General features: G+C 66.0%; 28 protein-coding genes. 12 read left to right on the forward strand and 16 right to left on the reverse strand.

What is annotated here, in order from left to right:
- Positions 1-69: 69 nt before the first annotated feature.
- On the forward strand, positions 70-516 hold the full coding sequence (locus tag ACO056_RS03635; RefSeq protein WP_421851955.1) for a hypothetical protein: 447 nt from the start codon (positions 70-72) through the stop codon (positions 514-516).
- Between the two features lie 49 nt (positions 517-565).
- Here ACO056_RS03635 and ACO056_RS03640 read toward each other — a convergent pair whose 3' ends face one another.
- The 7 genes from ACO056_RS03640 to ACO056_RS03670 form a co-directional block, all read right to left on the reverse strand.
- Entirely contained in the window at positions 566-1,468 is a 903-nt protein-coding gene (locus ACO056_RS03640; RefSeq protein WP_421851958.1) for an RDD family protein, read from the reverse strand.
- Positions 1,468-2,544, reverse strand: coding sequence for a stage II sporulation protein M (locus ACO056_RS03645; protein ID WP_421851961.1), 1,077 nt, complete (start codon positions 2,542-2,544; stop codon positions 1,468-1,470). The genes ACO056_RS03640 and ACO056_RS03645 overlap by 1 nt, the downstream gene beginning before the upstream one ends.
- Complete coding sequence (locus tag ACO056_RS03650; protein WP_421851964.1) at positions 2,541-3,878, reverse strand: DUF58 domain-containing protein; 1,338 nt, start codon at positions 3,876-3,878, stop codon at positions 2,541-2,543. The genes ACO056_RS03645 and ACO056_RS03650 overlap by 4 nt, the downstream gene beginning before the upstream one ends.
- Positions 3,879-3,881: 3 nt before the next feature.
- Positions 3,882-4,838: an AAA family ATPase gene (locus ACO056_RS03655; RefSeq protein ID WP_421851967.1), complete on the reverse strand. Its 957-nt coding sequence runs from the start codon at positions 4,836-4,838 to the stop codon at positions 3,882-3,884.
- Complete coding sequence (locus ACO056_RS03660; RefSeq protein WP_421851970.1) at positions 4,835-6,151, reverse strand: DUF4350 domain-containing protein; 1,317 nt, start codon at positions 6,149-6,151, stop codon at positions 4,835-4,837. Before ACO056_RS03660 ends, ACO056_RS03655 begins: the two co-directional genes overlap by 4 nt.
- Positions 6,152-6,159: 8 nt before the next feature.
- Positions 6,160-6,813: a hypothetical protein gene (locus tag ACO056_RS03665; RefSeq protein WP_421851973.1), complete on the reverse strand. Its 654-nt coding sequence runs from the start codon at positions 6,811-6,813 to the stop codon at positions 6,160-6,162.
- A 69-nt stretch (positions 6,814-6,882) separates the two neighbouring features.
- Positions 6,883-7,773, reverse strand: a complete 891-nt coding sequence (locus tag ACO056_RS03670; protein WP_421851976.1) for a prephenate dehydratase — start codon at positions 7,771-7,773, stop codon at positions 6,883-6,885.
- Positions 7,774-7,964: 191 nt separating this feature from the next.
- On the opposite strand from ACO056_RS03670, the gene ACO056_RS03675 reads away from it, so the two are divergent.
- The gene (locus ACO056_RS03675; RefSeq protein ID WP_421851979.1) at positions 7,965-8,588 is read left to right on the forward strand and encodes a c-type cytochrome; all 624 of its coding nucleotides are present in this window, start codon (positions 7,965-7,967) and stop codon (positions 8,586-8,588) included.
- Between the two features lie 79 nt (positions 8,589-8,667).
- Here the strand turns inward: ACO056_RS03675 and ACO056_RS03680 are convergent, their stop codons facing one another.
- The 5 genes from ACO056_RS03680 to ACO056_RS03700 form a co-directional block, all read right to left on the reverse strand.
- Positions 8,668-8,832, reverse strand: a complete 165-nt coding sequence (locus ACO056_RS03680) for a hypothetical protein (RefSeq protein ID WP_421851981.1) — start codon at positions 8,830-8,832, stop codon at positions 8,668-8,670.
- A 106-nt stretch (positions 8,833-8,938) separates the two neighbouring features.
- Positions 8,939-9,199 carry a translation initiation factor IF-1 gene (infA, locus tag ACO056_RS03685; RefSeq protein ID WP_421851984.1) on the reverse strand — a complete coding sequence of 87 codons (261 nt, stop codon included), beginning with the start codon at positions 9,197-9,199 and terminating at the stop codon, positions 8,939-8,941.
- Between the two features lie 248 nt (positions 9,200-9,447).
- Positions 9,448-10,080, reverse strand: coding sequence for a winged helix-turn-helix domain-containing protein (locus tag ACO056_RS03690; RefSeq protein ID WP_421851987.1), 633 nt, complete (start codon positions 10,078-10,080; stop codon positions 9,448-9,450).
- 447 nt (positions 10,081-10,527) lie between these two features.
- Complete coding sequence (locus ACO056_RS03695; protein ID WP_421851990.1) at positions 10,528-11,274, reverse strand: metallophosphoesterase family protein; 747 nt, start codon at positions 11,272-11,274, stop codon at positions 10,528-10,530.
- A 10-nt stretch (positions 11,275-11,284) separates the two neighbouring features.
- Positions 11,285-11,551 carry a hypothetical protein gene (locus ACO056_RS03700; protein WP_421851993.1) on the reverse strand — a complete coding sequence of 89 codons (267 nt, stop codon included), beginning with the start codon at positions 11,549-11,551 and terminating at the stop codon, positions 11,285-11,287.
- Positions 11,552-11,835: 284 nt separating this feature from the next.
- On the opposite strand from ACO056_RS03700, the gene ACO056_RS03705 reads away from it, so the two are divergent.
- Entirely contained in the window at positions 11,836-12,177 is a 342-nt protein-coding gene (locus tag ACO056_RS03705) for a UrcA family protein (protein ID WP_421851996.1), read from the forward strand.
- A gap of 129 nt (positions 12,178-12,306) precedes the next feature.
- On the opposite strand, the gene ACO056_RS03710 is transcribed toward ACO056_RS03705, so the two are convergent.
- Entirely contained in the window at positions 12,307-12,807 is a 501-nt protein-coding gene (locus tag ACO056_RS03710; RefSeq protein WP_421851999.1) for a winged helix-turn-helix transcriptional regulator, read from the reverse strand.
- A gap of 229 nt (positions 12,808-13,036) precedes the next feature.
- On the opposite strand from ACO056_RS03710, the gene ACO056_RS03715 reads away from it, so the two are divergent.
- The 8 genes from ACO056_RS03715 (at position 13,037) to ACO056_RS03750 (ending at position 19,919) form a co-directional block, all read left to right on the forward strand.
- The gene (locus tag ACO056_RS03715; RefSeq protein WP_421852002.1) at positions 13,037-13,402 is read left to right on the forward strand and encodes a CC_3452 family protein; all 366 of its coding nucleotides are present in this window, start codon (positions 13,037-13,039) and stop codon (positions 13,400-13,402) included.
- A 163-nt stretch (positions 13,403-13,565) separates the two neighbouring features.
- Positions 13,566-14,255 carry a hypothetical protein gene (locus ACO056_RS03720; protein WP_421852004.1) on the forward strand — a complete coding sequence of 230 codons (690 nt, stop codon included), beginning with the start codon at positions 13,566-13,568 and terminating at the stop codon, positions 14,253-14,255.
- A 107-nt stretch (positions 14,256-14,362) separates the two neighbouring features.
- A complete protein-coding gene (locus tag ACO056_RS03725; RefSeq protein WP_421855284.1) occupies positions 14,363-15,307 on the forward strand; it encodes an SPFH domain-containing protein in 945 nt (314 codons plus the stop codon).
- A gap of 4 nt (positions 15,308-15,311) precedes the next feature.
- Positions 15,312-15,773: an NfeD family protein gene (locus ACO056_RS03730; RefSeq protein ID WP_421852007.1), complete on the forward strand. Its 462-nt coding sequence runs from the start codon at positions 15,312-15,314 to the stop codon at positions 15,771-15,773.
- Between the two features lie 113 nt (positions 15,774-15,886).
- On the forward strand, positions 15,887-16,285 hold the full coding sequence (msrB, locus tag ACO056_RS03735) for a peptide-methionine (R)-S-oxide reductase MsrB (RefSeq protein ID WP_421852010.1): 399 nt from the start codon (positions 15,887-15,889) through the stop codon (positions 16,283-16,285).
- 147 nt (positions 16,286-16,432) lie between these two features.
- On the forward strand, positions 16,433-18,574 hold the full coding sequence (locus ACO056_RS03740; protein ID WP_421852013.1) for a transglycosylase domain-containing protein: 2,142 nt from the start codon (positions 16,433-16,435) through the stop codon (positions 18,572-18,574).
- 56 nt (positions 18,575-18,630) lie between these two features.
- A complete protein-coding gene (locus ACO056_RS03745; protein WP_421852016.1) occupies positions 18,631-19,473 on the forward strand; it encodes a helix-turn-helix domain-containing protein in 843 nt (280 codons plus the stop codon).
- Between the two features lie 71 nt (positions 19,474-19,544).
- Positions 19,545-19,919: a limonene-1,2-epoxide hydrolase family protein gene (locus ACO056_RS03750; RefSeq protein WP_421852019.1), complete on the forward strand. Its 375-nt coding sequence runs from the start codon at positions 19,545-19,547 to the stop codon at positions 19,917-19,919.
- 63 nt (positions 19,920-19,982) lie between these two features.
- On the opposite strand, the gene ACO056_RS03755 is transcribed toward ACO056_RS03750, so the two are convergent.
- From ACO056_RS03755 to hflK, 3 genes are all read right to left on the reverse strand, one after another.
- Positions 19,983-21,539 (reverse strand): Do family serine endopeptidase, encoded by a 1,557-nt coding sequence (locus tag ACO056_RS03755; protein WP_421852022.1) that lies wholly within the window; start codon positions 21,537-21,539, stop codon positions 19,983-19,985.
- A 141-nt stretch (positions 21,540-21,680) separates the two neighbouring features.
- A complete protein-coding gene (gene hflC / locus ACO056_RS03760) occupies positions 21,681-22,538 on the reverse strand; it encodes a protease modulator HflC (protein WP_421852025.1) in 858 nt (285 codons plus the stop codon).
- 1 nt (position 22,539) lies between these two features.
- Positions 22,540-23,640, reverse strand: coding sequence for an FtsH protease activity modulator HflK (gene hflK / locus ACO056_RS03765; RefSeq protein WP_421852028.1), 1,101 nt, complete (start codon positions 23,638-23,640; stop codon positions 22,540-22,542).
- Positions 23,641-23,832: 192 nt separating this feature from the next.
- Between hflK and ACO056_RS03770 the strand changes: the two genes are divergently transcribed.
- Positions 23,833-24,762, forward strand: coding sequence for an Mrp/NBP35 family ATP-binding protein (locus ACO056_RS03770; protein ID WP_421852031.1), 930 nt, complete (start codon positions 23,833-23,835; stop codon positions 24,760-24,762).
- Positions 24,763-24,776: the final 14 nt, after the last annotated feature.

The raw sequence follows: 24,776 nt of genomic DNA on the forward strand, positions 1-24,776 counted from the left end.
AACGGTTCGCCCGACTATCAGGCAGCAACCCGACGCGCACTTTCGTGCGCAGTCTCAGGAGGATTACGCATGAAATCTCTTCGATTTGCCGCCATGGCCGCGGTCGCGCTCGCTTGCGCGGCACCCGCTGCTGTCAGCGCGCAGCAAGTCCCGGTCGTTCCGGGCGATTACGTGACGGTTTCGATGATCAGCGTCGATGACGGCCATGATCTCGATTACATCAATCACCTCGCCGGCATGTGGCGCAAGGGGCAGGATTTCGCGGTAAAGCAGGGCTGGATCACCAGCTACGAGATCCTCTCCAACGAGTTCCGGCGGCCGGGTGAACCCGACTACTACCTCATCACCCGCTTCACGAAGTTTGGCGATCCGGCCGAGGAACAGAAGCGCGAGGACGCCTACAACGCCTACATGGCGACGACCAACGCGCAGATGGAAGCTGCATCGGCGGATCGGGCGAAGTATCGCCACCAGATGGGTTCGCAGCTGCTGCGCAGCTGGAAATGGCGCAACTGACGGATTGCTGACTCTTTCCGCGCCGTGGGACCGTTCGGCGCGGAAAGTCTCAGGCTGCGTACTTGTCGGCCTTGCGTCGACCAAGGCGCAGGCCCTGCTCCAGCTGGGCGCGGAGCTGGAGATAATAGGATTCGAGGAACACGCGCTCGGCGCGGTAGGGATAAGGACGGCCGATCTTGCGGCTGATCGCATCGGCGACTTCGTCCATCGCCGGACCTTGGCCCTCGCGCAATATTCGTTCGAGCGTCTGGAGCTCGAACTCCCCGTAGACCGCCAGCTCCTGCGCCGTGAAGGTATAGGCCTGATCGGTCGCGGCAGTGGGCGCGCTGACGGAAAGTGCCTCACCAAGCTTGCGGCGCGGCGCTTCGACCACCCAGGTGCCCGCAATCACATCGCCGCAGCGCAGGGCATCGTGGTTGAAGAACGGAAACAGCACGAAGATCGCGAACCAGATCGCCCCGGCCCAGCCCGCAAGATCGGTGTCGCTGCCCGAAGCGACAGCGCCGCCGATGAACACGATCGGCATGAACAGCTCGATATCGCGCACGATGTTGCGCGCGATCACGGCCTCGGTGGTCAGCCGCTCGGTACCGCGCGCGGCGACACGGATGCCGGTTATGCGCTTGCCCGGAGTCGCGCCGCGGGGGCCTAGCTCGAAGAACAGGAACCATGCGTTGCGAAACAGGAACATCGCGATGATCCATACGATGACGATGGCCTGCAACGCGCGGGCCTTGGGCACGTCGGCCTCGATATCTGCCATCTTGATGCCGAGACCGCCCGCGATCCAGATCAGCGTGAGCGATGTGACGATCATGGCTGCGCCGATCATCGCCAGATCGAGCAGCAGCGCAGCCGCCCGGGCGCCGCGCGCGGCAAGTACAAAGGGCAGCGCCACGCCTTCGGGAGTGATCACCGTGCGGTTGCGGGTGCGGGGCTCGCGCCGGGCCATTACCGGTCTTTCCCCGCGCCGCGCCAGACGAAGAAATACGCGGTCCAGAACACCAGCATGAACGCGCCGACGATCAGCCGGCCGGCAGTATTGTCGATCAGCTGGCGGGCAAAGCCTTCAAGCAGGCCGGCCACGATCAGCATGAGGACGACGCCGACCATGACCTGCGCGGCGCGGCGACCGGCGGCAGCGGCGGCATCGAGCACCGCTGCTTCGCCGGGGAAAGCCATCGCGCGGCCGATATGGAGGCCCGCCGCACCGGCCAGCAGGATCGCGTAAAGCTCGGTCGTGCCGTGGATCGAAAGCCAGCCGACGAGCTCAAGCGTCAGTCCCTGCCCGTGGTAGAGCCAGAGCAGCGCGCCGAGCATGGTGGTGTTCTGGATCAGCAGCAGCGCGGACGGGAGCCCGAAGGCAAACCCCAGCGCAAATGCGAGGATCGAGACTTGCGCGTTGTTGGAAAACAGCGCGGCGGCGAAGACTGCAAGGCCGTGCTGGTTCTGCTGGCCGAACAACGTACCCAGCAGCACCGCGCGGCTGGCGCCGGGTACGCGGGCATCGGTCATGTCGCCGGGGATGAGCGCGTAGTACCAATCAGGATCGCTGGCGACGAGCAGCCATCCGGCCACCGTGCCGCAGACCATCAGCGCCAGTGCGATCAGGATCTCCGGGCCAATCGCCCGCACGCTCGCGCCCCAGCCGCCACCGAAGAAGCGCAGGAGCCAGTCGCCCAACCCGGCGCGGGGGCCATATACGATGAACCAGGCGCGGCGCGTGAGCACTTCGAGCCAGGCCAGCGTTTCGGCATCGAGCGAAGTTTCGCGCGCTACGGCAAGGCTGGAGACGGCCGTGCGATAGAGTGCGGGAAGCGCGAGGAGGTCTTCGTCAGAAACGCTCCGCAACCGTCCGCGCTCGATCCGCGTGACGATGGCCTCAAGCCGCTTCCATTCGCCTTCGCGTTCGAGCCGGAAACGGTCGGAGCGCAGCGCCGCGTCTTCGGCGGCGGCGATCTGGGCGCTGGCGGCGGGGCTGAACCAGCCGCCGAGCCGGCCAAGCAGGGTGGGTGCGTTTTCGCTCATCCGAGGCTCCCGGCGCGCTTGACCGCGAGATAGGCATCGAGCAGCCGGTTGCCGATGTGCTGGTGCGGCGCTTCGACCACGAGAATGCCCGCGCGGCGCAGACGTTGGAGCACGAGCGCGCGCTGGTGCTGCAAGGTTGTGGCGGTGACGGCCATGGCGGCATCCTGCGCTGTCTGCACTGGCGCGCTGACAAAATCGGCGAGTTCGGCATCTGCCATGACGACGAAGATCACGCGGTGGCGCTCGACAAGGCGGCGCATCGATTCGATCATCAGTTCGGCGCTGGTCGGATCAGTGAATTCGGAAAAGACAACCACCAGCGACCGCCGCCGCAGCCGCGCCGCGAGCGTGGAGAGCGCAAGAGTGAAGTTGGGCTGCTCGGCAGTGTAGTCGAGCGCGGCGGCGGCTTCCTGCAGGCGGGCAAATTCGCGCGGGGCGGTGACGAAGGGGCTCAGCACCTGGGGCCGCTGGGCAAAGCCATAGACTGCGACGCGGTCCTGCGCACCTAGCGCGATCCACGCGGTGGTCAGTGCGGCGGTGACGGCGCGGTCAATGCGCGGGAGGCCGGCGATTGGTTCGCACATGGTTTGCCCGCAATCGAACGCGAAGACGATCTGGTTGTTGCGCTCTGTCTCGTATTCCTTGGCGAAGAGCCGGGCGTGGCGGGCCGACGACTTCCAATCGATGCGCCGGCGGTCCATGCCAGGTTCGTATTCGGCAAGCGCTTCGAACTCGGTGCCCTCGCCCCGGATGCGGCGGGCGACCATGCCGAACTGGGCATCGCGCAGGAACAACTGGAGCGCGGGGCTGCGCACCGGCGCGATATTGGGGCGGATGCGGATGGTGGCATCGATGTCCTGCCGCACCTGTCGGCTGGCCAGCCCGAGCGGCCCTTCCCAGCGCAGCCATACCGCGCTGACCGGGCCGGTACCGCGCCGGGTAGGGGTCGTTTCGACCTCGGCGCTCCACACGCCGTTGGTCCGCCGAAGCGGCGCGATCAGCCGACCGCCAAAGGCAAGCCGGGGATCGAGCGCCAAGGCCGCGACCGGCGCGGCGCGGGGCGAATCGATGCGAAAATCGGCGAGGACGGTGAGCCGCAGTGGTTCGCCCACCTCGCCGTCCTCCGGCACGATGATGCGCAGGTCTGCCAGCGCAGGGGCGAGCAAGGCATCGAGCAGGACCATTACCAGAAGCGCACCGCCGAGTGCGGGCGCAGCGATCCACGCCCGGGGCGCGGCAGCAGCGAGCACCACTGCCAGCGGCGCGGCGAGCGCGAGCAGCAGGGCAGTGCGCGCCGAGGGGTAGAACACCGGGAAGGGCCAGCGCAGGCGCATGGCTTACCTCGGCGCCTCGGTGCGCTGGATGAGGTCGGCGACGATGGTTTCCGCCGCGCGGCCTTCGATTTCGGCAGCGGGGCTGAGCAGCATGCGGTGACGCAGCACAGCGATGGCGAGCGCTTTCACGTCGTCGGGGATGACATAGTCGCGACCATCAAGCGCGGCGCGGGCGCGGGTGGCACCGGCGAGCACCACCGCCGCGCGCGGACTGGCCCCGGCGGCAAGATCAGCGCTCTCGCGCGTCGCGCGCACGAGGCGGACGATATAGTCGACTACGGTCTCGGACATCGTGACGGTGGTGACGGCGGTGACTGCAGCGGCAATCGCATCGCCCGCCGTGACGGCGCAGACACCCAGCGCGGCAGGGCTTGGCGCACCGCGACCGGCGCCGAAGCGCGTGACGATCTGGGCTTCCTCTTCGGCAGAGGGGTAATCGACGAGGAGCTTGAACAGGAAGCGATCAAGCTGCGCTTCGGGGAGCGGATAGACGCCCTGGCTCTCGATCGGGTTCTGCGTGGCGACGACCATGAAGCGGTCCGACAGCGCATAAGTCTCGCCATCGAGCGTGACACGGCGCTCCTGCATGGCTTCGAGCAGCGCGGCCTGGGTCTTGGGCGGGGTGCGGTTGATTTCATCGCCGAGCAGCAGTTCGTGGAAAATCGGCCCGCGCGTGAGGGTGAACTGGCTCGTCTGGAAGTTGAACAGATTGGAGCCGAGAATATCGCCCGGCATCAGATCCGGCGTGAACTGGATGCGCCCGAAATCGAGCCCGAGCGAGGTGGCAAAGCTCTGCGCCAGCAACGTCTTGGCGGTGCCGGGCGGGCCTTCGAGCAGCACGTGGCCGCCAGCCAGCAGCGCGATCAGCAGGTGATCGACGACGCTGTCCTGCCCGACGACGGCCTTGGCCACTTCGGCGCGGATGGCGCCGGCCATGGTGCGGACTTCTTCAAGAGTCATTCGGTCAGGTCCCTTTCAAGACGTTGAAGCGCAGCCGCGCGCTGCACCACGTCGGTGCTGCGGCGGGCCGCGCGCAAGCGTGCGGCAAGTTCGGAATAGCGGGGGCCCGGCCGGTCGAGCCGGGCCTGCAGACGGTCGATCGCGGCTTCGGTTTCGGCGGGTGGGCGGCCGCGCGGGAGGCCGAGCGCGAGGACCAGCCGTTCGCGCGAAGCATCCGCATAGGGCGCGGCGATCAGGCGCAGCCGCCGGGCAAGGCGGATCAGGCCGGCCGTGTTGCGCACCAGCATGGTCTTGCCGAGCGGGATCTCGCGGCCGGCCGCGCGGGCGGGACCAAAACGATTGAAGCTGCGCCAGCCGGCGGCGAACAGCGCCATGAAGAAGCACAACGTGGCGGCGAGAAACGGCGGCTCGAAAGCAAGCGTCAGCAGGTTGCGGCTCGCGCCAAGGCCGTTGAGCGTGAGATCGAAGGTGACGCTTTCCGGTTTGCCGCCCGCCGCGGCATAGACGAGGCGGCGGGCCATCAGGCCGGTCTGCTTGTCGGCAAGGCCCCAGTTGTCGAGCAAGTCCGGTTCGAACACCAACACCACGGGAAAACTCGAAGTGAAGCTGTTGTTGGCGTCCGCTTCATCGGGATCGCTGCCGGGATGGCGCTCCATCCCGATCCACTGTTCCAGCACAGCGTTGCTGCCATCGGCGGTGAGATAGCCTGCCAGAATAGCGGCATCGGGGGTTTCGATCAGCGATTCAAGGCCGGGGCCGGTGCCAGCCTGGACCGTGCGATCATCGGGCAACCGGCCGCGAGACGCGGACATGGCCCCCGCGCCTTGCCAGCCGTGCGCCGCGCCCTTGATGAAGCCCACGCCAAGATCGTCGTGATAGCCCCTCCATTCGGGCGGCGCCGTGCCGTCAAGCTGGGTCCAGCCGCGCTTGCTCGCCGGGTTGGCGATATCCTGGAAGGCGCGCCATTTGGGCGTGACGACGAGCGTCGGGCCGATCGTGCGCCGCGCCTCCACGATCTCGGCAATGTCGCCCCCTTTGGCCTCGGCTGGCGGCGTCAACACGAGGAGGCCGGGCTGCTTGAGCGCGTCCTTGCTCCGCGCGCGGCGGACGGTGACACCATCGGCTTCGATCATCGCGGCGAGCGCGGCATAGCCATTGAGCCCGCGCCCTGCGGCATGGCCGCCGCCGTTATTGGTCGCCCCGCCGCCGGTGCCGAGCCAGTAGAGCACGGCGATGAAGGCAAGCGCGCCGATCAGCACGATGCCGAGCGATGTGCCCTTGCTGAAGGGTTGCGAGGAAGCTGAACCGCTCATGGGGCCGCTCATCGGCTGGACTCGAAGTTCTGCAGCGCGAAGGAGGCATAGGCTGCGCGGGCACGCTGCCAGTCTTCGGCGGCGAGTGCGCGCAGGGCGTAGAGACTGCGCTCGACCTCGCGTGCGATCAGCGTGAAGGCCTGCCGCGCAGCAGCGGGCAAACCGGGGATCGAGCCGATCTCACGCGCGGTGCTCGATGGCGAAAGCCAATCGGGGCGGGCGGCGGCGATATGATGCACGCTGCGCTGGAGCAGGAGGTGGACTGCCTCGTCGAAACGGCCCTCGGCCGCGAGTGCATCGGCATCTTCGAGCAGCGCCAGCGCAGCGGCACGGTCGATTACCGGCGTGTCCGCCGTGGGCACGGCCAGCGCAAGGGTGAACCTCCAGCGCTGGTATAGCGTCCACAGGATCCAGAGCGCGCCCACGGCGGCAAGAGCGACCAGCACGACTTCAAAGCCGCTCCACCGCGCACCGATCAGCTGGCCGAGCGGTTCAAACAATTTTGCCAGGAAGCGCAAGATCGCGACCAGCCATTCGGGCGGCTCGTTTTGGGGAACCTTGTAGGGCGGGACGGGGGCGTACTGGATTTCGCGCATCGCGCGCGCTGCTTCCCAGGCGCGTTCGCCTGCATTGGCGCTATCCGGTCCTGGTCCTGCTGCCACAATGCAAGTGGTCGCATGGCCTGCCCGCAAGGAGCAAGCGTTTATCGCGCCGGATCGGCGAGAGAGTGGTCAGCCGCGCGCCCGTTCGAGCGGATATGTGCCGAGAATGCGCAAGTCCTTGGCGAAGAAGGTAAGCTCTTCGAACGCGCGGTCCACCGCCGGTTCACCCGGTGCGCCGACGATATCGGCAAAGAACGCGGTGGCGGCAAAGCTGGCGCCGCGCTGGTAGCTTTCCAGCTTGGTCATGTTGACGCCGTTGGTCGCAAAACCGCCGAGCGCCTTGTAGAGCGCGGCGGGGATGTTGCGGACCTCGAAGATGAATGTGGTGATCGCGGGGCCAGTGATCGTGCCGAGATCGAGCGGTTCGCGCGCCAGCATGACGAAGCGGGTCATGTTGTCGTGCGCGTCCTCGATGTTTTCCTCGACGAGCGTGAGACCATAAAGCTCGGCCGCAATGCGTGGGGCGATGGCGGCGGCGGCGGGATCGCCCAGCTCGACGACATAGGCCGCTGCGCCCGCGGTATCGGCATAGGACATCGGCACAATGCCCCGCTCGCGCAAGTAGTGGCGCGACTGGCCAAGCGCCTGCGGGTGGCTCCAGGCGCTGGTGAACGGCCCGGTGCCAAGGCCCATGAGGCAGGCTTGGATCGGCATGAAGTGCTCGCCGACAATCGACAGGCCGCTTTCGGGCAGAAGGAAGTGGATATCGGCGACCCGGCCGTGCTGCGAGTTTTCGATCGGGATGATTGCCTGGCCGGCGCGTCCGTCCTTCACGGCCTCCAGCGCATCCTCGAACGAGAAGCACGGCAGCGGCAGGCAATAGGGCAGCGCTTCGAGCGCGGCGCGGTGCGAATTGGCGCCCGGTGCACCCTGAAACGCGACCGCGCGCGCCGGATCGGCGGCGGCGGCCTCGGTCATTTCGGCAACGATGCGTGCGGCGGGAACGGGGTAGCTGGCCATGGACCGAGGCGCTTAGGCTCCGGCGAAGGACCGGGCAAGGCGCTTTTGCAAAGGGCAAGGTCATGCGCCCATGCGATTCTTGTCCTTCAACCTATTGCAATCACTCTTGCGCGGTGGCGGGGGCGTGACTAGAGCGGCGGCGCAATTTGGCGCATGCCACGCAGGCGGCGCAACTCCATATGGGGCTCGGAATGGACGATCGTTTCAATACCATTGCCGGTTGGACCTTGTTCGGCGGCATCGTTGCGCTGGGGCTTTCGAGCCTTTCGGGTCACTACTTTCTGGCTGACAAGGAAAACCGTCCGGCCAAGATGGGCTATGTGATCGAGGGCGTCGAAGCCGAGGGCGGCGCCGCCGCTGCGGTCGAACCGATCGCCACGCGTCTGGCCAAGGGCGATGTCGCCAAGGGTGAAGCCACGTTCGCCAAGTGCAAGGCCTGCCACACGATCACACAGGGCGGGGCCAACGGCATCGGTCCGAACCTGTGGGGTGTGGTCGGCGAAGGCCAGGGGCAGGGCCGCGGTGGTTATGCCTTCTCGGATGCGCTCAAGGGCAAGGGTGGCAAGTGGGATTTCGCCAGCCTCGATGAATGGCTGACTTCGCCTGCGAAGTACGCGACCGGCACCAAGATGTCGTTCGCTGGCATCGGCGATCCGCAGCAGCGTGCTGACGTGATCCTGTACCTGAACTCGCAGGGCAGCAACCTGCCGCTTCCCGCAGCCGAAGCGGCTGCTGCGCCGGCTGCCGCCGATGCATCCGCCCCGGCGGCCGATGCCAGCGCGGCCGCGCCCGCGGCAAGCGAAGCCGCCAAGTAAGCGTAGAGCGAACTTACAAAAAAAGGCCCCTACCTCCGCGCCGGAATGCGCGGAGGTAGGGGCCTTTTTCGTTTCCGGGTCAGTCGACCATCTGCTGGACGAGCTGGCGCAGTTCCTGCGGGGTCAGCACGGATGAAGTTCGCCGTGGCGGCGCGGTGATGCGCTCGATCCGGGAAACGCGGCTGCGGGGCAGAAAGCTGTGGTTGATCGTGTAGGCGTGCGCGGTGTTCAAAATCGGTGTCATGAAAATCCCTGGCGCGCATCGCGCGCCGATGTGTTGAGAATATGCGAAGCCGGCGCGCGGCAGGAAAGCCTGCGCGCTCAAGCGGCCTCGGTAGTTTTGCGGAGTGCTAGCGCCGCTTCTTGAAAGCGCCGCCGCCGCCGCCGCCCGCGACCTTTTCGCGGAAGACGATGCGACCCTTGGACAGGTCGTACGGCGTCATTTCCACTTTCACGCGGTCTCCCACGATCGAGCGGATGCGGAACTTGCGCATCTTGCCGGCGGTATAGGCGATGATGCGGTGTTCGTTTTCCAGCATCACGCCGAAGCGTCCATCAGGCAGGATCTCGTCGATCTGGCCATCAAGCGTCATCACGTCTTCCTTCGCCATGGCTCAGCCCACCTTGTTATGGGCAGGAGTGGCGGCGGGACGTGGACGATATTCTGCGGGCATCAGGGCCCCTTTCACATGAACAGGGTACGCGGCAGCAAACAGTGCGGCCGGTGCTGGTGGCGTGAGAGGGGAAAATTCGGCCCGGACAGAAATCCGGTTCATGAAAATCCGTCGCAGGCGACGATAGCCTCGCCGATATGGGTGGTCGCTGCCGGAAAGTCAATGTTGCTCTGGCGGCGGGTCTCTTACAAGCTGGCTATCTTGTACGAACCCTGCCCTCCGGGAACAAGGACGTAGGGCGGCTTGAGCTTGGCTCGCAGGTTTGAGGCGAGGACCTTGAGATAGTTGTACGAAAGCTCGTCATTGCCATGGCTGAGCTCGGTTCTGAGCTTGTAGTGCGACACCGGCTCACCGAGTCGGTTGGCCAGCAGCGTCAGCAGATGCCGCTCGCGCTTGCCGAGGAGATGCAGGTGGGCGATGCGATCGAGCGAGCTTGCCAGTTCCTGTTCGGCGCGCGCCTGATGTGCCGCCGCCTGGTAGCGGGCGAGGATAACGGTGCAGCGCGCGGCTGCCTCCTCGGGCGCCATCCGTGCGCTGTCGAACACATCGTCGAAGCCGGCGTTGAGGGCCTTGGCCCGCTTGCTGGCAAGGCTGCCGTGCATCAGTGCGATCTTGACCTTGCGCGCAAGAATCGGCCGATTGACACGCAGGAAGCGCGCCGCGCGGACAGGATCGTTGCCGCCGATCACCAGCGCGTCGTAATCCTGCTCCGCGATCGACAGAAACCGCGTTTCCAGATCGACGAAGGTGTGCTGCTCCAGCCCCGGCAAGGCGCTTTGCAGCCAGTTATCGCGGGCATCGCGATGGAGATCATTCATTGACAGGTAGCGGACCTGTCCGGCGCTCGCTTGCATGAAGTACCGATCATCGGAAACTGAGGCGGTGGTGGGCAACGAGGCCTCCAACTGCGTGAGTAAGGCGGCTGGTAGCCCATTCAGAGCACCCGGCGATTCCCCTATCGAACTATAGGAAGACATATATGTCCATAGGGGGAGTTTTTATGATTGTTGTTTTGCGAAGCGCCTGCGTCGGCGGAGCAATGCCGCAAACGCACAAGCCTTCGCTTAGCCCTAAAATAGGCGTTACAAGGTAGCGGTTGCAGGTCAGTGACCCGTTAATTTTTAAAGATGGATCGACTCAAGGTGATCCCGCGATTCAGCCGCGGAACCGTCGTAAAGGTAAAGAAACGGCCAAAATACAATGAACGATGCTGGAAAAAATATAACGAACTAGAGACAGAAAATCATAACTATAATTATGAGTTTTCACCGGTTTGCGGGCGCTGATGCCTCATGCCGCACCTTCACAGTTAGCTCGCTTCCGTCGACGATCAGTTCATTGAAACCCGCCGGGGTCGCGCGCAGGCGTTGTGACAGGGTGCCGGCGCCGATCATGCGCACGGGCCCGTTTGCGGTGGGGTGCATGATGTCGAACGCATCATGCACATGGCCGGACAGCACGCCCAGGACGCCGCGCTGGGCGAGGGCCGCAAGCGCGCGTGAACCGCCGCGAGTAAGCGCCTTGCCGCGCGTCCCGGTCTCGACCAGCGGGTGATGGCAGGCGACGAGCGCACGGGTGCCGGGCGCCAGCGCGTCCAGCGCGGCGAGGCAGGTGGAGAGGCTCCGCTCGCTGACGTGACCCCTCGACCAGTTGAGCCGTAGCTGCGCGCGCGCCGTGGTCTTGAGCGGGACAATGGCAAGTCCGGGCAAGGCAATGCCCTGGTCTACCGCCCCCTGCAGCGCGCGGAAGCGCCGATAGGGATCGAGAAAGCGTTCTGCGAGATTGAAATAGGGGAGGTCGTGGTTCCCGACCTCGACCGTGACGGGCACGCCAAGGCTGTGGATCCACGCGGCCGCGGCGGCAAATTCGCGGTGTCGTGCCCGCATCGTGAGATCGCCGGTGATGGCGACAGCATCAGGCCGCTCGCGCGCGACGCACTCCGCGACCCATGCGAGCGCGGCGGTATCTTCCAGCCCGAAGTGCACGTCGCTGATGTGGAACAGGCGGATCATGGCCCGTGCCCTAAACCTTTCCGGACAGGATTAGCCACGCCGAAATCGCATTGAGCAGGCTGTAGGTGAGATAGCCGAGCGCGCCCCACGCGATCCCTTCGGATGCGAGCAACAACCCGCCGAGCAGCATCAGGAACTCCACGGCGAGCGAAAAGCGGCTGCTAAGCGCGTGATAGTACCAGGGCAGCCGGTCCAGCAGCGGATGGCCACTGTCCGTGACTGCCCGGTGCAGCGCGAAATTTCCGACGCCGAGCAGGAAGATGATCAGAATCGCCATGCCGACCGAGGATAGGGGGACGGCACCGCTCTGTCACGCCGGCGAACGGCGGACTTGTCGCTCGTGGAGCCGGATAAGCCGTTGGTCGGGCGCGGCGGCGGTTTGTCGGCACGATGGACGGCTCGGTCGACCACGGCGCGCGGCGCGTTCGCGAATCGCCTAGCAAAATGGGCATGCGGCGGTGGCAAGGCTTCCGGATCGGACCAGCCAGCCCAACCACCGCTCCCCGCCAGGCCGCCCACAGCGACCCGGCACCAAGTGCAACCCAAGCTAAGGAACTTGCCATGTTCAAGACTGCTCTGATCGCAACTGGCCTTGCTGGCCTGGTGTTTGCCGCCCAGCCCGCCTTTGCCCACTCCGCCACCTCGGCCGAAGCCGATGTGCAGGTCCAGCACCGGATGGTGAAGTACACCGATCTCGATCTCGCGACCGCCGCAGGCCAGTCCGCGTTCGATTCCCGCCTCCGCCGCGCCGCTTCGGCGGTCTGCGAAGCCAACTATGGCCCGCACCCGCTGGCTGAAACGATGGAAGCGCGCCGCTGCTATCGCAATGCAATCCAGTCCGCGCAGCGCGCCATGGCGGATCGCGGTATGCGGTTCAGCACCGTCAAGGTCGCCGCGCGCTGAAGGTTCCGAATTCAAGAGACGTGTGATGCAGCCGGCATCCAGTCCCAGCCGCTGCCGACGTTGAGGGCTGCCACCAGACCGATAATCCTGCCCCCGGGACCGGTCAGGTGGCAGCCCGCTTTTTTGGGGTTAGTTCGCCACGCGCAGATGCGCGGCAGCTTCCTTCTTGCTCGCCTCGACATCGGACCATTCGCGCCACATCAGGTCTGCTCCTTCGAGCACGCGATCATCGTGCGCGCGAATGGTGATGGGCAGGATCGGCAACCCGTCGCGGCTGTCGCACAGGACGGGATTGGCCGGCACGTTCATTTCCCACTTTTCGCCCCACTGGCGCAGCGCCAGCATGGCGGGGAGCAGGTCCATGCCTTTGGGTGTCAGGCGGTATTCGATGCGGCGGCGGTCATCCGCACAATGCTCGCGCTTGAGAATGCCTGCCTCGACCAGCCGGGAAAGCCGGTTGGAAAGGATATTGCGCGCGATTCCGAGCGAATCGAGAAACTCCTCGAAGTGGCATACCCCGTTGAAGGCAGCCCTCAAGATCATGAAGGACCATCGTTCGCCCATCGCCTCCAAAGCGCAGGGGAGGCCACAGACGACGAGGTCGGCGAGGGATTCGCGGAGTTTTCCCATGACGCTTTGTGACATACCTCATTCTTGAGAGCAATATAAGTTTCTAGTTGCAACTCGAAACCTATTGAAGTAGGTATCGATTCGCAACGGAAATCGCATCCTCTCCACCCGGCGGTCCGGACCAGCGCCGCAAGCATCGGCCCGGACCGCCAACCCCGCAGTTTCCGAGCAGGCCCTCGCCAATCACGGGGGTCCTAACCAGACTCTGACAAGACCAAGGGGAACTATCATGATTGCCATCCGCAACAGCGCCGCCGGTTCGACCATGTGGCGCCAGCTGCTCCCGGCTGTGCTCGCGCTCGTCGGCACCGCTGCCACTTTCGCGGTTACCGCGAACCCGGCCCGCGCGGCCGACGGCAACTCCTATTATTCGGTGACGCTCGCGGCACCGGTCGCCAAGCCTGCCAAGCTGATGCTGGGCGATGTGCTGTGGAACTGCGCTGGTGACACCTGCTCGGCAGGGCAAGACACCGCCCGCCCGGTCGTCCTGTGCACCAAGCTGGCCGCCAAGGTCGGCACGATCAGCCGCTTCGTCACTCCCAAGGGCGAACTGGCGGCCGAAGACATGGCCCGCTGCAACACGCCCAAGGCCTGAACCAACCGGATTACACGTCTCTTCAGCGCGCCTTCCACCCACACCCTGAAGCGCGCCCCTAACACGGCTGCGGCACGATCTCCCTGGATCGTCCGCAGCCGTTTTTTTGTGCCCGGTTCGATAGTTGCTGACGGTTAGTGGCCCTGTCCCTATGCTGCGGGCGATGCTGCGTTCCCTCACCCCCGCTGCGCTGATCCTGGCGCTTCTGACTGCCCCAGTGGCGGCTGCACCGTCCCCATCCGCCGCGCCTGACGCGGCGCTGAAGGCAGACCTCCATTGCGCGGCGGCCTTCGCGATTGCCGCGTCCGAGCAGGCGCGGGGCAGCGCGGCGGCGCTCGCGCTCCCGCCGCTTGCGGTGCGGGGCAAGCGCTTCTTCGCCGATGTCGGCGCGCGTGCGGTGGCGCAGGGCGGGATGACGCAGGACGCGGTGCGCGATCTGCTTGTGGCCGAGGTGACCGCAATGCAGCGCCGCGCGGCTGCTGATCCTGACCGCGAACTCGCCGCCGAAGTCAGGCCCTGCCTTGCCCGGCTCGATGCCGCGGTACCGCCGCTGCAGACCCCCGATCTCGCGCAATGCGCCGCGATCCTGACGCTGGCGTGGGAAGAGGAGCGCGCGAAAGGGCCGGACGGGACCGGCGTGCGCGATCTCCAGACCCTGGCGCAAGTGCTCTCCACCCGCGCACGCGGCGCCATCATCGCCAGCGGCAAGAGCGGCGATAGCGCGGATGCGGCGGTAGAGGCAGCGCGCGATGCGATGCGCGCCGAGGCGGCGAGCCGCCCGGGCGGAGTGGACAACTACGATATCGCACATTGCTACGATCTCGCCGCGCCGGATGCGAAATCGCACTACTAATACGCCGAGGCTGCGGTAGTCTGGGACCGCAAGTACGGCATTTGAGGGGACTGGGCGTGGAAGCGGTGCTGATCCTGATCGTGGGGCTGGCGGTGGTCTATCTGGCGATGGGGATCCGCGTGGTCCGTCAGGGCCATGTCTATACCGTCGAACGGCTCGGCCGCTTTTCGCTCGCCGCGCAGCCGGGGCTCCATTTCATCGTGCCGTTCATCGACCGGATCGGCCACAAGGTGAACATGATGGAGCAGGTGCTCGATATTCCGGGGCAGGAAATCATCACCCGCGACAATGCCATGGTCGGTGTCGATGCGATCGTGTTCTTCCAGGTGCTCGATGCGGGCAAGGCGGCTTACGAGGTTTCGAATCTCTACCTTGCGATCATGCAGCTCACCACCACGAACCTGCGGACGGTGATGGGCTCGATGGACCTCGACGAGACGCTGTCGAAGCGCGATGAGATCAACGCCCGGCTACTCAATGTGGTGGATCACGCGACCTCGCCATGGGGCCTCAAGATCACGCGCGTCGAGATCAAGGACATCCGCCCGCCTGCCGATATCTCCAACGCGATGGCCCGCCAGATGAAGGCCGAGCGCGAGAAGCGCGCCCAGATCCTTGAAGCCGAAGGCTCGCGCGCCTCGGAAATCCTCAAGGCCGAGGGGCAGAAGCAGGCGCAGATCCTGGAAGCCGAGGGCCGCAAGGAAGCCGCCTTCCGCGATGCCGAGGCGCGCGAGCGCTCTGCCCAGGCAGAAGCGCGTGCGACGGCGGTGGTTTCGGAAGCGATCGCCGCTTCGGGCACGCAGGCGCTCAACTACTTCGTCGCGCAGAAATACGTCGAGGCGGTGAAGGAGTTCGCCACCTCCCCCAATGCCAAGACGATCCTCTTCCCGATCGAGGCGACGCAGCTTGTCGGCGCGCTTGGCGGGATTGGCGACCTGATCAACGATGCAGTGGGTGCACGGCCCGGCGGGCCGCCTCCGCCGCCCGCCAGCCCCCGCGTGCCGCGTGTGGTATCACCTCCGCCGCCCGCCCCACCGCCGGTGCAGGGCTGAGGCCATGGCGCTTGTGACGCAGCTTTTCGGCCTGCCCGTTGGATGGCATTGGGGCTGGATGGCGCTGGGCGTCGCGCTCGCCATCGCCGAGTTGCTCGCGCCGGGCTATTTCCTGATCTGGCTGGCAGCGGCCGCGCTCGTCACCGGGCTCGTGGCGGCGAGCATGCCGGTGGGGCTCGAGGGGGAGATCCTGCTCTTCGTCATCCTATGCGCGTTGTCACTGGCGGCGGCGCGGCGCTGGGTGTTGCGGCATCCGGTGGCAAGCGCCGATCCGATGCTCAACGACCGGGGCGGGCAGATTGTCGGGCAGAGCGTGGTTGTCACCCATGTGATCGAAGGCGGCAGCGGGCGCGTGCGCCATGGCGATACGGAATGGCTCGCACGCGGGCCCGATGCGCAGCCCGGCACGCGGATGCGGGTGACCGCGGCGGATGGCACCGTGCTCGTCGTCGAACATCTCCACTGACCGTGCCCCGCGCGCGGCAGATGCCTCGATAGCCTGCTTGCCGAGTACGCGCGGGCTTCCCATATTTGGCCCGAACCTTCCGTTTTCCTCCCCGAGACAGGACGATCCGACTCATGCCCGACAAGATGAACCTGACCGAAGCCGAATGGCGCGAGCGGCTTTCGCCCGAGCAGTACCAGGTGCTGCGCCAGGGCGGTACCGAGCGGGCCTTCACCGGCAAGTACGAGAAGAACAAGCTCACCGGCCAGTACCACTGCGCCGGCTGCGGTGCGCCGCTGTTCGAATCCGCCACCAAGTACGATAGCGGCTCGGGCTGGCCGAGCTTCACCGCGCCGGTCGATCCTGAAGTGGTCGACGAGCACCGCGACATGAGCCACGGCATGATCCGCACCGAAGTGCGCTGCGCGCGCTGCGACGGGCACCTCGGCCACGTGTTCCCCGATGGCCCAGGGCCGAACGGGCTGCGTTACTGCATGAACAGCGCCGCGCTCGATTTCACGCCCGAAGACTGAAAAAATACCGCTTGCCGCTTGTCCCCGGCCCAATCGCATCCTGCGGGTTAACCCTGCGTTCCGAATCGCCTATGCATCACGCGCCGCGAGGAGGCGCGCCCGTCGTCACGCAGGGGCGGGTTGCATGAGGGAGCTGACGCAAAGCTGATGGCCAGACGGGATTTCCCCCGCCGCTCCGAATCGGGGCGCTCGTCTTCGCGGCGCCCGCGCGATCCGCAGGAGCCTTCGTTCGTCCGCCGCTGGCTGCGCCGCATCCTGATCTGGGGCGCAGCACTCACACTGCTCGGCGCGATGGCGGTGGCGGTGGCGGTGTTCGTTACCGAACGTTCGCTGCCAAGCTACGAGCGGATGAAAACGACGCAGACCGGGCAGACCATCGTCGTGCGCGCAAGCGATGGGTCCGAGATTGTCACGCTTGGGCCGAGCTACGGGCGCTGGGTGCCTTACGAGCGCATTCCGCAGACGCTCAAGGACGCGATGATCTCGGTCGAAGACCGGCGTTTCCGCGAACACTGGGGCGTTGATCCTATCGGCATCGTGCGTTCGGTGATGGTGCGCATCCAGAGCGGGCACTGGCGGCAGGGCGGCTCGACGATCACGCAGCAATTGGCGCGCAACATTTTCCTCAACAACAGCCGCACCTTCGATCGCAAGATTCGTGAGGCGCTGCTGGCCATGGCGATCGAGCAGAAGTTCACCAAGGACCAGGTGCTCGAGCTCTATCTCAACAAGGTCTACTTCGGCGGCGGTGCCTATGGCGTCGATTCGGCGGCGCGCAAGTTCTTCGGCCATTCGGGCGAGCAGCTGACCCTTGCCGAAGCTGCAATCATTGCGGGCCTCGTCAAGGCGCCCTCGCATTATTCGCCGACCGCGGATGCCGCCGCTGCGGTCGACCGCGCCAAGGTCGTCGTGCAGACCATGCAGGAGGCTGGCAAGATCACCCCGGCCGAAGCCGCCGCGACCGATTTCAAGACAGTCAAGCTGGCGCAGGAGCAGGGCCAGAATTCGGCGCGCTACTTCACGGATTGGGTGCTGCCGCAGCTTGATCTCCTGCTGCCCGAGAACGACCAGCCGATCGAGGTGTGGACCACGCTGGATCCCGCCGCGCAGCATGCGGCGACCGATGCGATTCAGGCCAATGTGCCCAAGGGCGCGCAAGGCGCTCTCGTCAGCCTCGACCGCGACGGCGCGGTGCTGGCGATGGTCGGCGGCACGGATTACGTGACCTCGAACTACAACCGCGCGGTCAATGCCGTGCGCCAGCCGGGTTCGGCGTGGAAGCTGTTCGTTTATCTGGCCGCGCTTGAAGCGGGTTATACTCCTGACGCCAAGGTCAAGGACGAGCCGGTGACGATCGACGGCTGGAGCCCGCGCAATTCGGGCGGGACCTATGCCGGCGAAATCGACGTGCGCAGTGCCTTCGCCTATTCCAAGAACACGGTGGCGGCGCAGCTCGGCAACGAAGTCGGCTTCGGCGCGGTGGCACAAATGGCCCGGCGCTTCGGCATTACCACCCCGATCAACACGCTGCCCTCGATGGTGCTGGGCTCCTCCGATGTCCGCGTGATCGACATGGTGCGCGCATTCGCGGCGGTGCAGGCCAAGGGCATGGCGGTGACGCCTTACGGCATCCGCAAGATCACCTCGACCGAGGGCGAAGTGCTCTACAGCCACCGGCCCGATCCGGCGCAGCAACTGGTGCCGAACTTCGTTGCGGCGGGGATCACCGATCTGCTGCAATCGGCGGTCAGCATCGGCACCGGCCGCGCCGCGCAGATCGGCAGGCCCGTGGCCGGCAAGACCGGCACGACGAGCTCGAACAAGGACGGCTGGTTCCTTGGCTTCTCGAGCGGGATCACCACCGGGGTATGGATGGGCCGCGATGATGCGCACCCCGTGCCCGGCCTGCAAGGCGGCACCGCGCCAGCGCGCGCCTTTGCCGCCTACATGAAGATCGCCACTGCCAAGCGGCCGCCCGAGAAGTTCGACACCGATCTCAAGCTGCCGCAGTGGCAGCTCGAACCGGATGACGAAGTGATGCAGGCCAATCCGGATGGCTATTTCTATGCCGATCCCGATGGCAATATCGTCGAACCCGGTGCCCAGAACGGCGCGCAGAACCGCGCCCCGGCGGGTGACGGCGCGTTGCCGGGCGGTGAGCAGGGCGTTCCGGTGCCGGATGGCCCGCCGGCGGCGGGCGACGATTTCCTCAGCCGCGCAACCGGCAAGCAAGCCGATCCGGCGCCGCGGCCCCGCCCGAAACCGGCAGCGAGTCCCAAGCCGATCTAGGATCAATTACCTCAGGGGTTATTGAAGCTGCTCCGCCGGGCTGCGACACTACCGCCATGGATATGAGCCCGGATGGATTCGCACGCCTGCTGCGCGAATGGCGGCAGAAGCGGCGCTGGTCGCAGCTGGACCTCGCGCTGACTGCGGGCGTTTCGCAGCGGCATATCAGCTTCCTCGAATCCGCGCGCGCCAACCCCAGCCGGGCGATGATCCTGCAACTGGGTGAGGCGCTTGAAGTGCCGCTGCGCACCCGCAACCTGTGGCTGACAGCAGCGGGCTTTGCGCCGCTCTACGCCGCCCGTGCGCTCGACGATCCGCAGATGGCGCAAGTGATGGGCGCGGTGCGCATGATGCTGGGCGCGCACGAGCCGTACCCTGCGCTGGCGCTCGACCGGGCATGGAACGTGCTGATCGCGAATCGCCCGTTCGAGGCGCTGTCCGCGCTGCTCGGCGCGGACATCTGGGAACGGGTGGGCGGGCCGGAAAGCGGGATCGAGCGCAATCTGATGCGCCTGTTCTTCCACCCGCAAGGCATACGTTCGCTGGTGACAAACTGGGCTGCAGTCGGCCCCCTGCTGTGGCAGCGCGCCACGCGCGAGGCGCATGAGCTGGGCGGGGCGGACATGCAGGCGGTGCTGGGTGAACTCGCGCCGTTTCAGGAGCCCGATGTGCTGTGGTCGGCGATGGACAGCGCTCTGCTGCCAGTGGTGCCGTTCAAGCTGGCAGTGGGGGAGCAGCGGATTGCGCTGTTCGCGGTGATTGCCACCTTTGGCACCGCGCAGGACGTGACGACCGACGAGCTGCGCATCGAGACGCTGTTTCCCGCCGACGCAGAAACCGAAGCGCTGTTTCGCCAGCTGCCGCTGCCGCCGGTCCGCCCCGAGTACCCGCCGCAATAACCTGCGGCGTAATTGGCAGCATTCCATAGCCGGTTCATGCTCCTCCTGACGCAAGGACAAGGAGAGGACCGATGACACCACTCGAAATCGTCAAGGCTTTCATGAAGGCGATGGAGCCGCTCGATTACGATACCGCGCTCCGGCACGTGGCGGAGACCTGCGAGTATACGAACCCGCCGCCGATCGGCACCGTAACTGGCCCCGCCGGGGTGCGCGCAGTGCTGGAGCCGTTCTTTGCACCGACGCTGGAAAACGAGTTCCGCATCCTGCGCGAACTGGCCGCGGGGCATCTCGTGGTGCTGGAGCGGCTCGATCGGCACCGGCTCGCGGACAAATGGGTCGAACTGCCGGTGACCGGTGTCTTCGAAGTCCACCACGGCAAGATCACCTACTGGCGCGACTATTTCGATGCGGCGACGATCCTGGCGCAGTGGCCGACCGGCTGAATGCACACAAAAAAGGGGCTGGCGAACGTGTGTCCGCCAACCCCTTTTCGCAGCTCTGAACGATCAGCGGATGCGGATCGGCAAGTAGATCGGCGGCTGCCCGCGGCGCTGGATCCGCAGCAGCACAGCCTCGCGGTTTTCGGTCTTGGCCTGGCGAACCACGGCTTCGAGCTCGGTCGCCGTGGTCACCGGCTTGTAGTTGGCTGAGAGCACGATGTCTCCGCGCTGCAGACCCTTGGCCGCCGCGTCCGCCGAATCGTCGACCGCGGTGATCACCACGCCCTTGGTATCCTCGCTCGCGCCAAGCTGGCGGGCGATCTGCGGGGTTAGCGGGATCGCGGCGATTCCGAGTGCCTGCTGGACCACGGGGCCGGCGGGCTTGCTCGGCTTGGCCTGTCCGTCGGCGCCGAAGCTGTTGTCGTCACCCTGCTGCGCATCGGGATCGAAGGTCTGCTGCGCAAGCTCTTCCTCGCTCGGCCGCTTGCCGACCACCGCCTGCACCGTGAGGCGCTGGCCGTTGCGGATGAGGTCGATCGGAATGCGCTTGCCGGGCGCGGTGTTCGCCACGATGAACGACAGGGTCTGGTCCGGCGTCACGTCCTTGCCGTCGACACGCACGACAACGTCACCAGGCTGCAGCCCCGCCTTGGCCGCGCCCTGATTGGGCTCGACCGACTGAATGAATTCGCCGCGGTTCTTGGCCAGGCCGAGGCTGGCGGCGAGATCGTCGGACAGCTGCTGGATGCGCACGCCAAGGTAGCCGCGCTCGATCGGCTGACCATTGCGCAGCTTCTCCACAATCGGGGCGGCAATTTCGGCGGGGATCGCGAAGCCGATGCCGACGCTGCCGCCGGTGGGCGAGAAGATCGCGTTGTTGATGCCGATCACGTTGCCGGCCATGTCGAACATCGGGCCGCCCGAGTTGCCGCGGTTGATCGATGCGTCGGTCTGCAGATAGCGGTCATAGGCAGAGCCCGAACCGGTGTTGCGATAGACCGCCGAGATGATGCCGCTCGTCACCGTGCCGCCAAGGCCGAACGGGTTGCCGATGGCGATGATCCAGTCACCCACGCGGGCGTGGCGCGAATCGCCGAACTTCACGAACGGGAAGGGCTTGGGCCCGCTGATCTTGAGCACCGCAAGATCGGAGGCGGCATCGCGGCCGATCAGCTTGGCCGGATAATCGGTCCCGTCGGTCATGGTGACGGTGATCGATTCGATCTCCCCCTGCCCTTCGGCGGTAATCACGTGGTTGTTGGTGACGAGATAACCGTCCGACGAGACGAGGAAGCCCGAGCCCAGCGACTGCGCCTCGCGCGTCTGCGGCTGGCCGCCGCCACCGCCCTGCCCCCCGCCGAACAGATCGCCGAAGGGCGTACCGGCAAAGGGATTGTTGTTCTGTACCTTCACGCGCTGGCGGGTCGAGATGTTGACCACCGCCGGCTGAAGCTGCTGGGTGAGGTCGGCAAAGCTGGCCGGGGCACCGCCGCGCGGAACGACCGACTGCATCTGCGCCGAATCGTTCTGCGCCACTTGGGCTCCGGCCGGGAAGCCCGTTGTCAGGGTCAGCGCGCTGCCGGCGAGGAGCAGCGCCGTAGTCACTCCGTAAGCGTATCGCACGTGGCAAATCCTCTTCATATCAGCGGCGGAACGCGAGTGGCCCGCGCACCTGGTCCCCTGTTCCGATTCCGCGCGCCTCGTTTTCACATCCGAGCGCCTGAACCGGGATTGAATAACATGTTCGCCCGGAAACGAGCGTGGTTACTTGCCGCCCCTGAACTGGCGAAGGTAGGCGTTGTCGGGAGAAAGCACGATCTGCGTGCTGCTGCCCTTCTGTGCGAAGGTTGCGTCGTAGCTCTGCATCGCGCGGTAGAAGTCGTAGAAGTCCGGGTCCTTGCCGAAGCTTTCGGCATAGACCTGGGCAGCGGTGGCTTCCGCAGTGGCGCGGATGATCTGGGCGTTCTTCTGCCCGCCCGCGCGGATCGTCGCGGCTTCCTGCTGGCGCGCGGTGGTCATGCGGGTGAACGCGCTTTCGAGCGGAGCGCCATCGGGCAAGTCCGCCCTCTTGATCCGCACGTCGATCACCTGCGCGCCGTATTCGCGCGCCTCCTTGTCCAGACCCTTGCGGATATTGACCATGGCCTGCCCGCGATCGGCGGTGAGCAACGAGCCGAACGTGCGCTTGCCCAGTTCCTGACGCAGCACCGAGTTGAGGATCGGCTGGAGCTGTTCGGCCACCTTGTCGACCGTTCCGGCGGTTTCGTACATCTTCACCGGATCGATCACGCGGAAGCGCGCATAGGCATCGACTTCAAGGCGGCGCTGGTCCGCTGAAGTGACTTGCTGGCGTTCGAGATCGACATCGAGCACGCGCTTGTCGATCCGCACGACTTGCTCGATGAAGGGAATGCGCAGCACGATGCCGGCGCCCGTCTGGCCGAAATCGGCATTGGGGCGGAAGCGGTTGACGACCCGGTTGGGCTCACCGAGCCGGACGATCACCGCCTGCTCCTCTTCGCCCACCACGGTCACGCAGCTGAGCAGCAAGACGATGCCGATGGCGAGCGCGACAAGCACTGCCTTCTGTTCTTGCCACAGGCGGATCAGGGTCTGTTCCATCTCAGCGGCGCTCCGTGGTGTTGTCGGCAGGCGGTGTCTGCTTGAGCCCGGGCAGCGGCAGGTAGGGCATGACCCCGGGCGCTTCGAGAATGACCTTGTCGGTCTGGCTCAGCACGCGCTCCATCGTTTCGTAATACATGCGCCGCCGGGTCACTTCCGGGGCGAGTTTGTACTGGGCGTAGACCTTGTCGAACGCTGTCGCCTCACCCTGCGCGCGCTGGGTCAGCTGGTTGGCCCATTGTTCGGCGCGGTTGACCTCGCTCTGCGCGTCCTGCTGGGCGGCGAGCACTTCCTTGAATGCATCGACGACCTTGGCGGGCGGATCGGTCTTCTTGATCTCCACACCCTGGATCTTCACACCCGAACGGTAGGCATCGAGAATGCGCTGCATCCGCTCGCGCACATTGGCTTCGATCGAAGCGCGGCCCGAACCCATTGCATCGTTGAGCGTTACCTCGGCAATCGACTGGCGCATCGCCGCCTCTGCCACTTCCTTCACCGTCGCGTCAGGCTCGGCGAGCTGGAAGGTGTAGAGCTTGAGGTCCTTGATGTTCCAGCGCACGAGATAAGTCAGGTCGACGAGGTTCTGGTCCCCCGTCAGCATCAGTCGCTCGCCATCGCCTTCAGGGATCGAATCGCGGCGGATCGAGGTAACGTCTTCGACCGTCACGGCCTGGATCGGCCAGGGCAGCGTGAGCGAGACGCCGGAATCGATGGTGTGGCTATAGGCACCGAAGGTGGTGACCACGCCCTTTTCCTGCGGGGAGACGCGGTGCACCATCGTGGTGCCGAGCCAGAGCAGAACGACGATCCCGATCGCCACCGGAGCCCATGAACCACCGCCGGGGAGCTGGGGCAGGCGGAAGCCGGGGCCGCCGCTTCCGCCACCGCCGCCACCGCGGCGCTTGAACAGGTCTTCGAGGGTCTGCCCGCGGCGCCCCTCGCCCGATGAAGGCGGCAACCACGGATTGCGCGGCCCGTTGCCGCGCGGCGGCGGGGGTGGGCTATCCGGAGAAGCGTCTCCGCCATCGGCGGCAGGTTGGCCCGAGGGCTCTCCGCTCTCCGCCTCGCCTCCACCCCAGGGGCTTTTCTTGCCGGCCATGGCTAGGCCGATCCGCGACATTCGTCCGACAAAAGAATTCATGCGACCGACTATAGGTACGCTCTGCGGTTAAAAACAGTGTCTCCCTGCCAAATTTCCTCTGCTAGGGGGCGTCCGTTAGGGCATATGCTCGCTAGACATGGGACGTTGGCATTGAGCCTCGATCAATTGGCACTGGAACAGGCAGTCCGGATGGCTGCCGGCGCGCGATTGCAAACCGCGCGGGCAGAGGGCGAGACCGCCTCGATTATCCTCGAAGTGAGCGGGCTGGACCGCACCGACCGCGAAGCGCTTGAAGCCAAGGTGCGCGAAGCGGCGCGCGCTGCCGGCGCTGCCGAAGTGCGCGTGGGGATGACCGCCGAGCGCGTCACGCGGCGCATCATTGCGGTGGGCTCGGGCAAGGGCGGCGTCGGCAAATCGACGCTTTCGGCCAATCTCGCGGTGGCGATGGCACGGCTCGGGCGCAAGGTTGGCCTCGTCGACGCCGATATCTACGGCCCCTCGCAGCCGCGCCTGCTGGCGACCGAAGGCCGCAAGCCCGAGGCCGAGAACCAGAAGATCCATCCGGTACCAAGCCCGTGGGGCGTGCCGATGCTATCGATGGGGCACCTCGTCCAGCCCGGGCAGGCGATTGCCTGGCGCGGGCCGATGGCGGGCAATGCGCTCGGCCAGCTGATCGATGCCCACTGGGGGGATGCCGAAATCCTCGTCGTCGATCTGCCGCCGGGGACCGGTGATGTGCAATTGACCATGCTCCAGAAGCACAAGCCGGCGGGCGCGGTGATCGTCTCGACCCCGCAGGATCTCGCGCTGATGGATGCAGCGCGTGCGATCCGGCTGTTCGAGCAGGGCGATGTGCCACTGATCGGCATGGTCGAGAACATGGCGGGCTATGTCTGTCCGCATTGCGGCGAGTCGAGCGATCCGTTCGGCATGGGCGGCGCGGAAGCGGCGGCCAGGACGATGGGCCTGCCCTTCCTCGGCCGCGTACCGCTCAACCTTGCGATCCGCCAATCGAGCGACGCGGGCGAGCCGTCTGCCGCCGGTGACGGTCCGGAGGCCGCAATCTTTGCCGGTATCGCGCAGCGCGTCCTTGCCTGGCTCGACGCGCAGAAGGGATGAGGTCGAAACGATGA

The sequence above is a fragment of the Novosphingobium sp. genome, assembly GCF_965228995.1.
In the GTDB taxonomy this organism is placed as follows: Bacteria; Pseudomonadota; Alphaproteobacteria; order Sphingomonadales; family Sphingomonadaceae; genus Novosphingobium.

Excerpts from the sequence above, each read along its gene's own strand:
- ACO056_RS03635 (WP_421851955.1), top strand. The coding sequence starts at position 70 with ATGAAATCTCTTCGATTTGCCGCCATGGCCGCGGTCGCGCTCGCTTGC.
- ACO056_RS03640 (WP_421851958.1), bottom strand. The coding sequence starts at position 1,468 with ATGGCCCGGCGCGAGCCCCGCACCCGCAACCGCACGGTGATCACTCCC.
- ACO056_RS03645 (WP_421851961.1), bottom strand. The coding sequence starts at position 2,544 with ATGAGCGAAAACGCACCCACCCTGCTTGGCCGGCTCGGCGGCTGGTTC.
- ACO056_RS03650 (WP_421851964.1), bottom strand. The coding sequence starts at position 3,878 with ATGCGCCTGCGCTGGCCCTTCCCGGTGTTCTACCCCTCGGCGCGCACT.
- ACO056_RS03655 (WP_421851967.1), bottom strand. The coding sequence starts at position 4,838 with ATGACTCTTGAAGAAGTCCGCACCATGGCCGGCGCCATCCGCGCCGAA.
- ACO056_RS03660 (WP_421851970.1), bottom strand. The coding sequence starts at position 6,151 with ATGAGCGGTTCAGCTTCCTCGCAACCCTTCAGCAAGGGCACATCGCTC.
- ACO056_RS03670 (WP_421851976.1), bottom strand. The coding sequence starts at position 7,773 with ATGGCCAGCTACCCCGTTCCCGCCGCACGCATCGTTGCCGAAATGACC.
- ACO056_RS03675 (WP_421851979.1), top strand. The coding sequence starts at position 7,965 with ATGGACGATCGTTTCAATACCATTGCCGGTTGGACCTTGTTCGGCGGC.
- ACO056_RS03680 (WP_421851981.1), bottom strand. The coding sequence starts at position 8,832 with ATGACACCGATTTTGAACACCGCGCACGCCTACACGATCAACCACAGC.
- infA (WP_421851984.1), bottom strand. The coding sequence starts at position 9,199 with ATGGCGAAGGAAGACGTGATGACGCTTGATGGCCAGATCGACGAGATC.
- ACO056_RS03690 (WP_421851987.1), bottom strand. The coding sequence starts at position 10,080 with ATGAATGATCTCCATCGCGATGCCCGCGATAACTGGCTGCAAAGCGCC.
- ACO056_RS03695 (WP_421851990.1), bottom strand. The coding sequence starts at position 11,274 with ATGATCCGCCTGTTCCACATCAGCGACGTGCACTTCGGGCTGGAAGAT.
- ACO056_RS03700 (WP_421851993.1), bottom strand. The coding sequence starts at position 11,551 with ATGGCGATTCTGATCATCTTCCTGCTCGGCGTCGGAAATTTCGCGCTG.
- ACO056_RS03705 (WP_421851996.1), top strand. The coding sequence starts at position 11,836 with ATGTTCAAGACTGCTCTGATCGCAACTGGCCTTGCTGGCCTGGTGTTT.
- ACO056_RS03710 (WP_421851999.1), bottom strand. The coding sequence starts at position 12,807 with ATGGGAAAACTCCGCGAATCCCTCGCCGACCTCGTCGTCTGTGGCCTC.
- ACO056_RS03715 (WP_421852002.1), top strand. The coding sequence starts at position 13,037 with ATGATTGCCATCCGCAACAGCGCCGCCGGTTCGACCATGTGGCGCCAG.
- ACO056_RS03720 (WP_421852004.1), top strand. The coding sequence starts at position 13,566 with ATGCTGCGTTCCCTCACCCCCGCTGCGCTGATCCTGGCGCTTCTGACT.
- ACO056_RS03725 (WP_421855284.1), top strand. The coding sequence starts at position 14,363 with ATGGGGATCCGCGTGGTCCGTCAGGGCCATGTCTATACCGTCGAACGG.
- ACO056_RS03730 (WP_421852007.1), top strand. The coding sequence starts at position 15,312 with ATGGCGCTTGTGACGCAGCTTTTCGGCCTGCCCGTTGGATGGCATTGG.
- msrB (WP_421852010.1), top strand. The coding sequence starts at position 15,887 with ATGCCCGACAAGATGAACCTGACCGAAGCCGAATGGCGCGAGCGGCTT.
- ACO056_RS03740 (WP_421852013.1), top strand. The coding sequence starts at position 16,433 with ATGGCCAGACGGGATTTCCCCCGCCGCTCCGAATCGGGGCGCTCGTCT.
- ACO056_RS03745 (WP_421852016.1), top strand. The coding sequence starts at position 18,631 with ATGGATATGAGCCCGGATGGATTCGCACGCCTGCTGCGCGAATGGCGG.
- ACO056_RS03750 (WP_421852019.1), top strand. The coding sequence starts at position 19,545 with ATGACACCACTCGAAATCGTCAAGGCTTTCATGAAGGCGATGGAGCCG.
- hflC (WP_421852025.1), bottom strand. The coding sequence starts at position 22,538 with ATGGAACAGACCCTGATCCGCCTGTGGCAAGAACAGAAGGCAGTGCTT.
- hflK (WP_421852028.1), bottom strand. The coding sequence starts at position 23,640 with ATGGCCGGCAAGAAAAGCCCCTGGGGTGGAGGCGAGGCGGAGAGCGGA.
- ACO056_RS03770 (WP_421852031.1), top strand. The coding sequence starts at position 23,833 with ATGGCTGCCGGCGCGCGATTGCAAACCGCGCGGGCAGAGGGCGAGACC.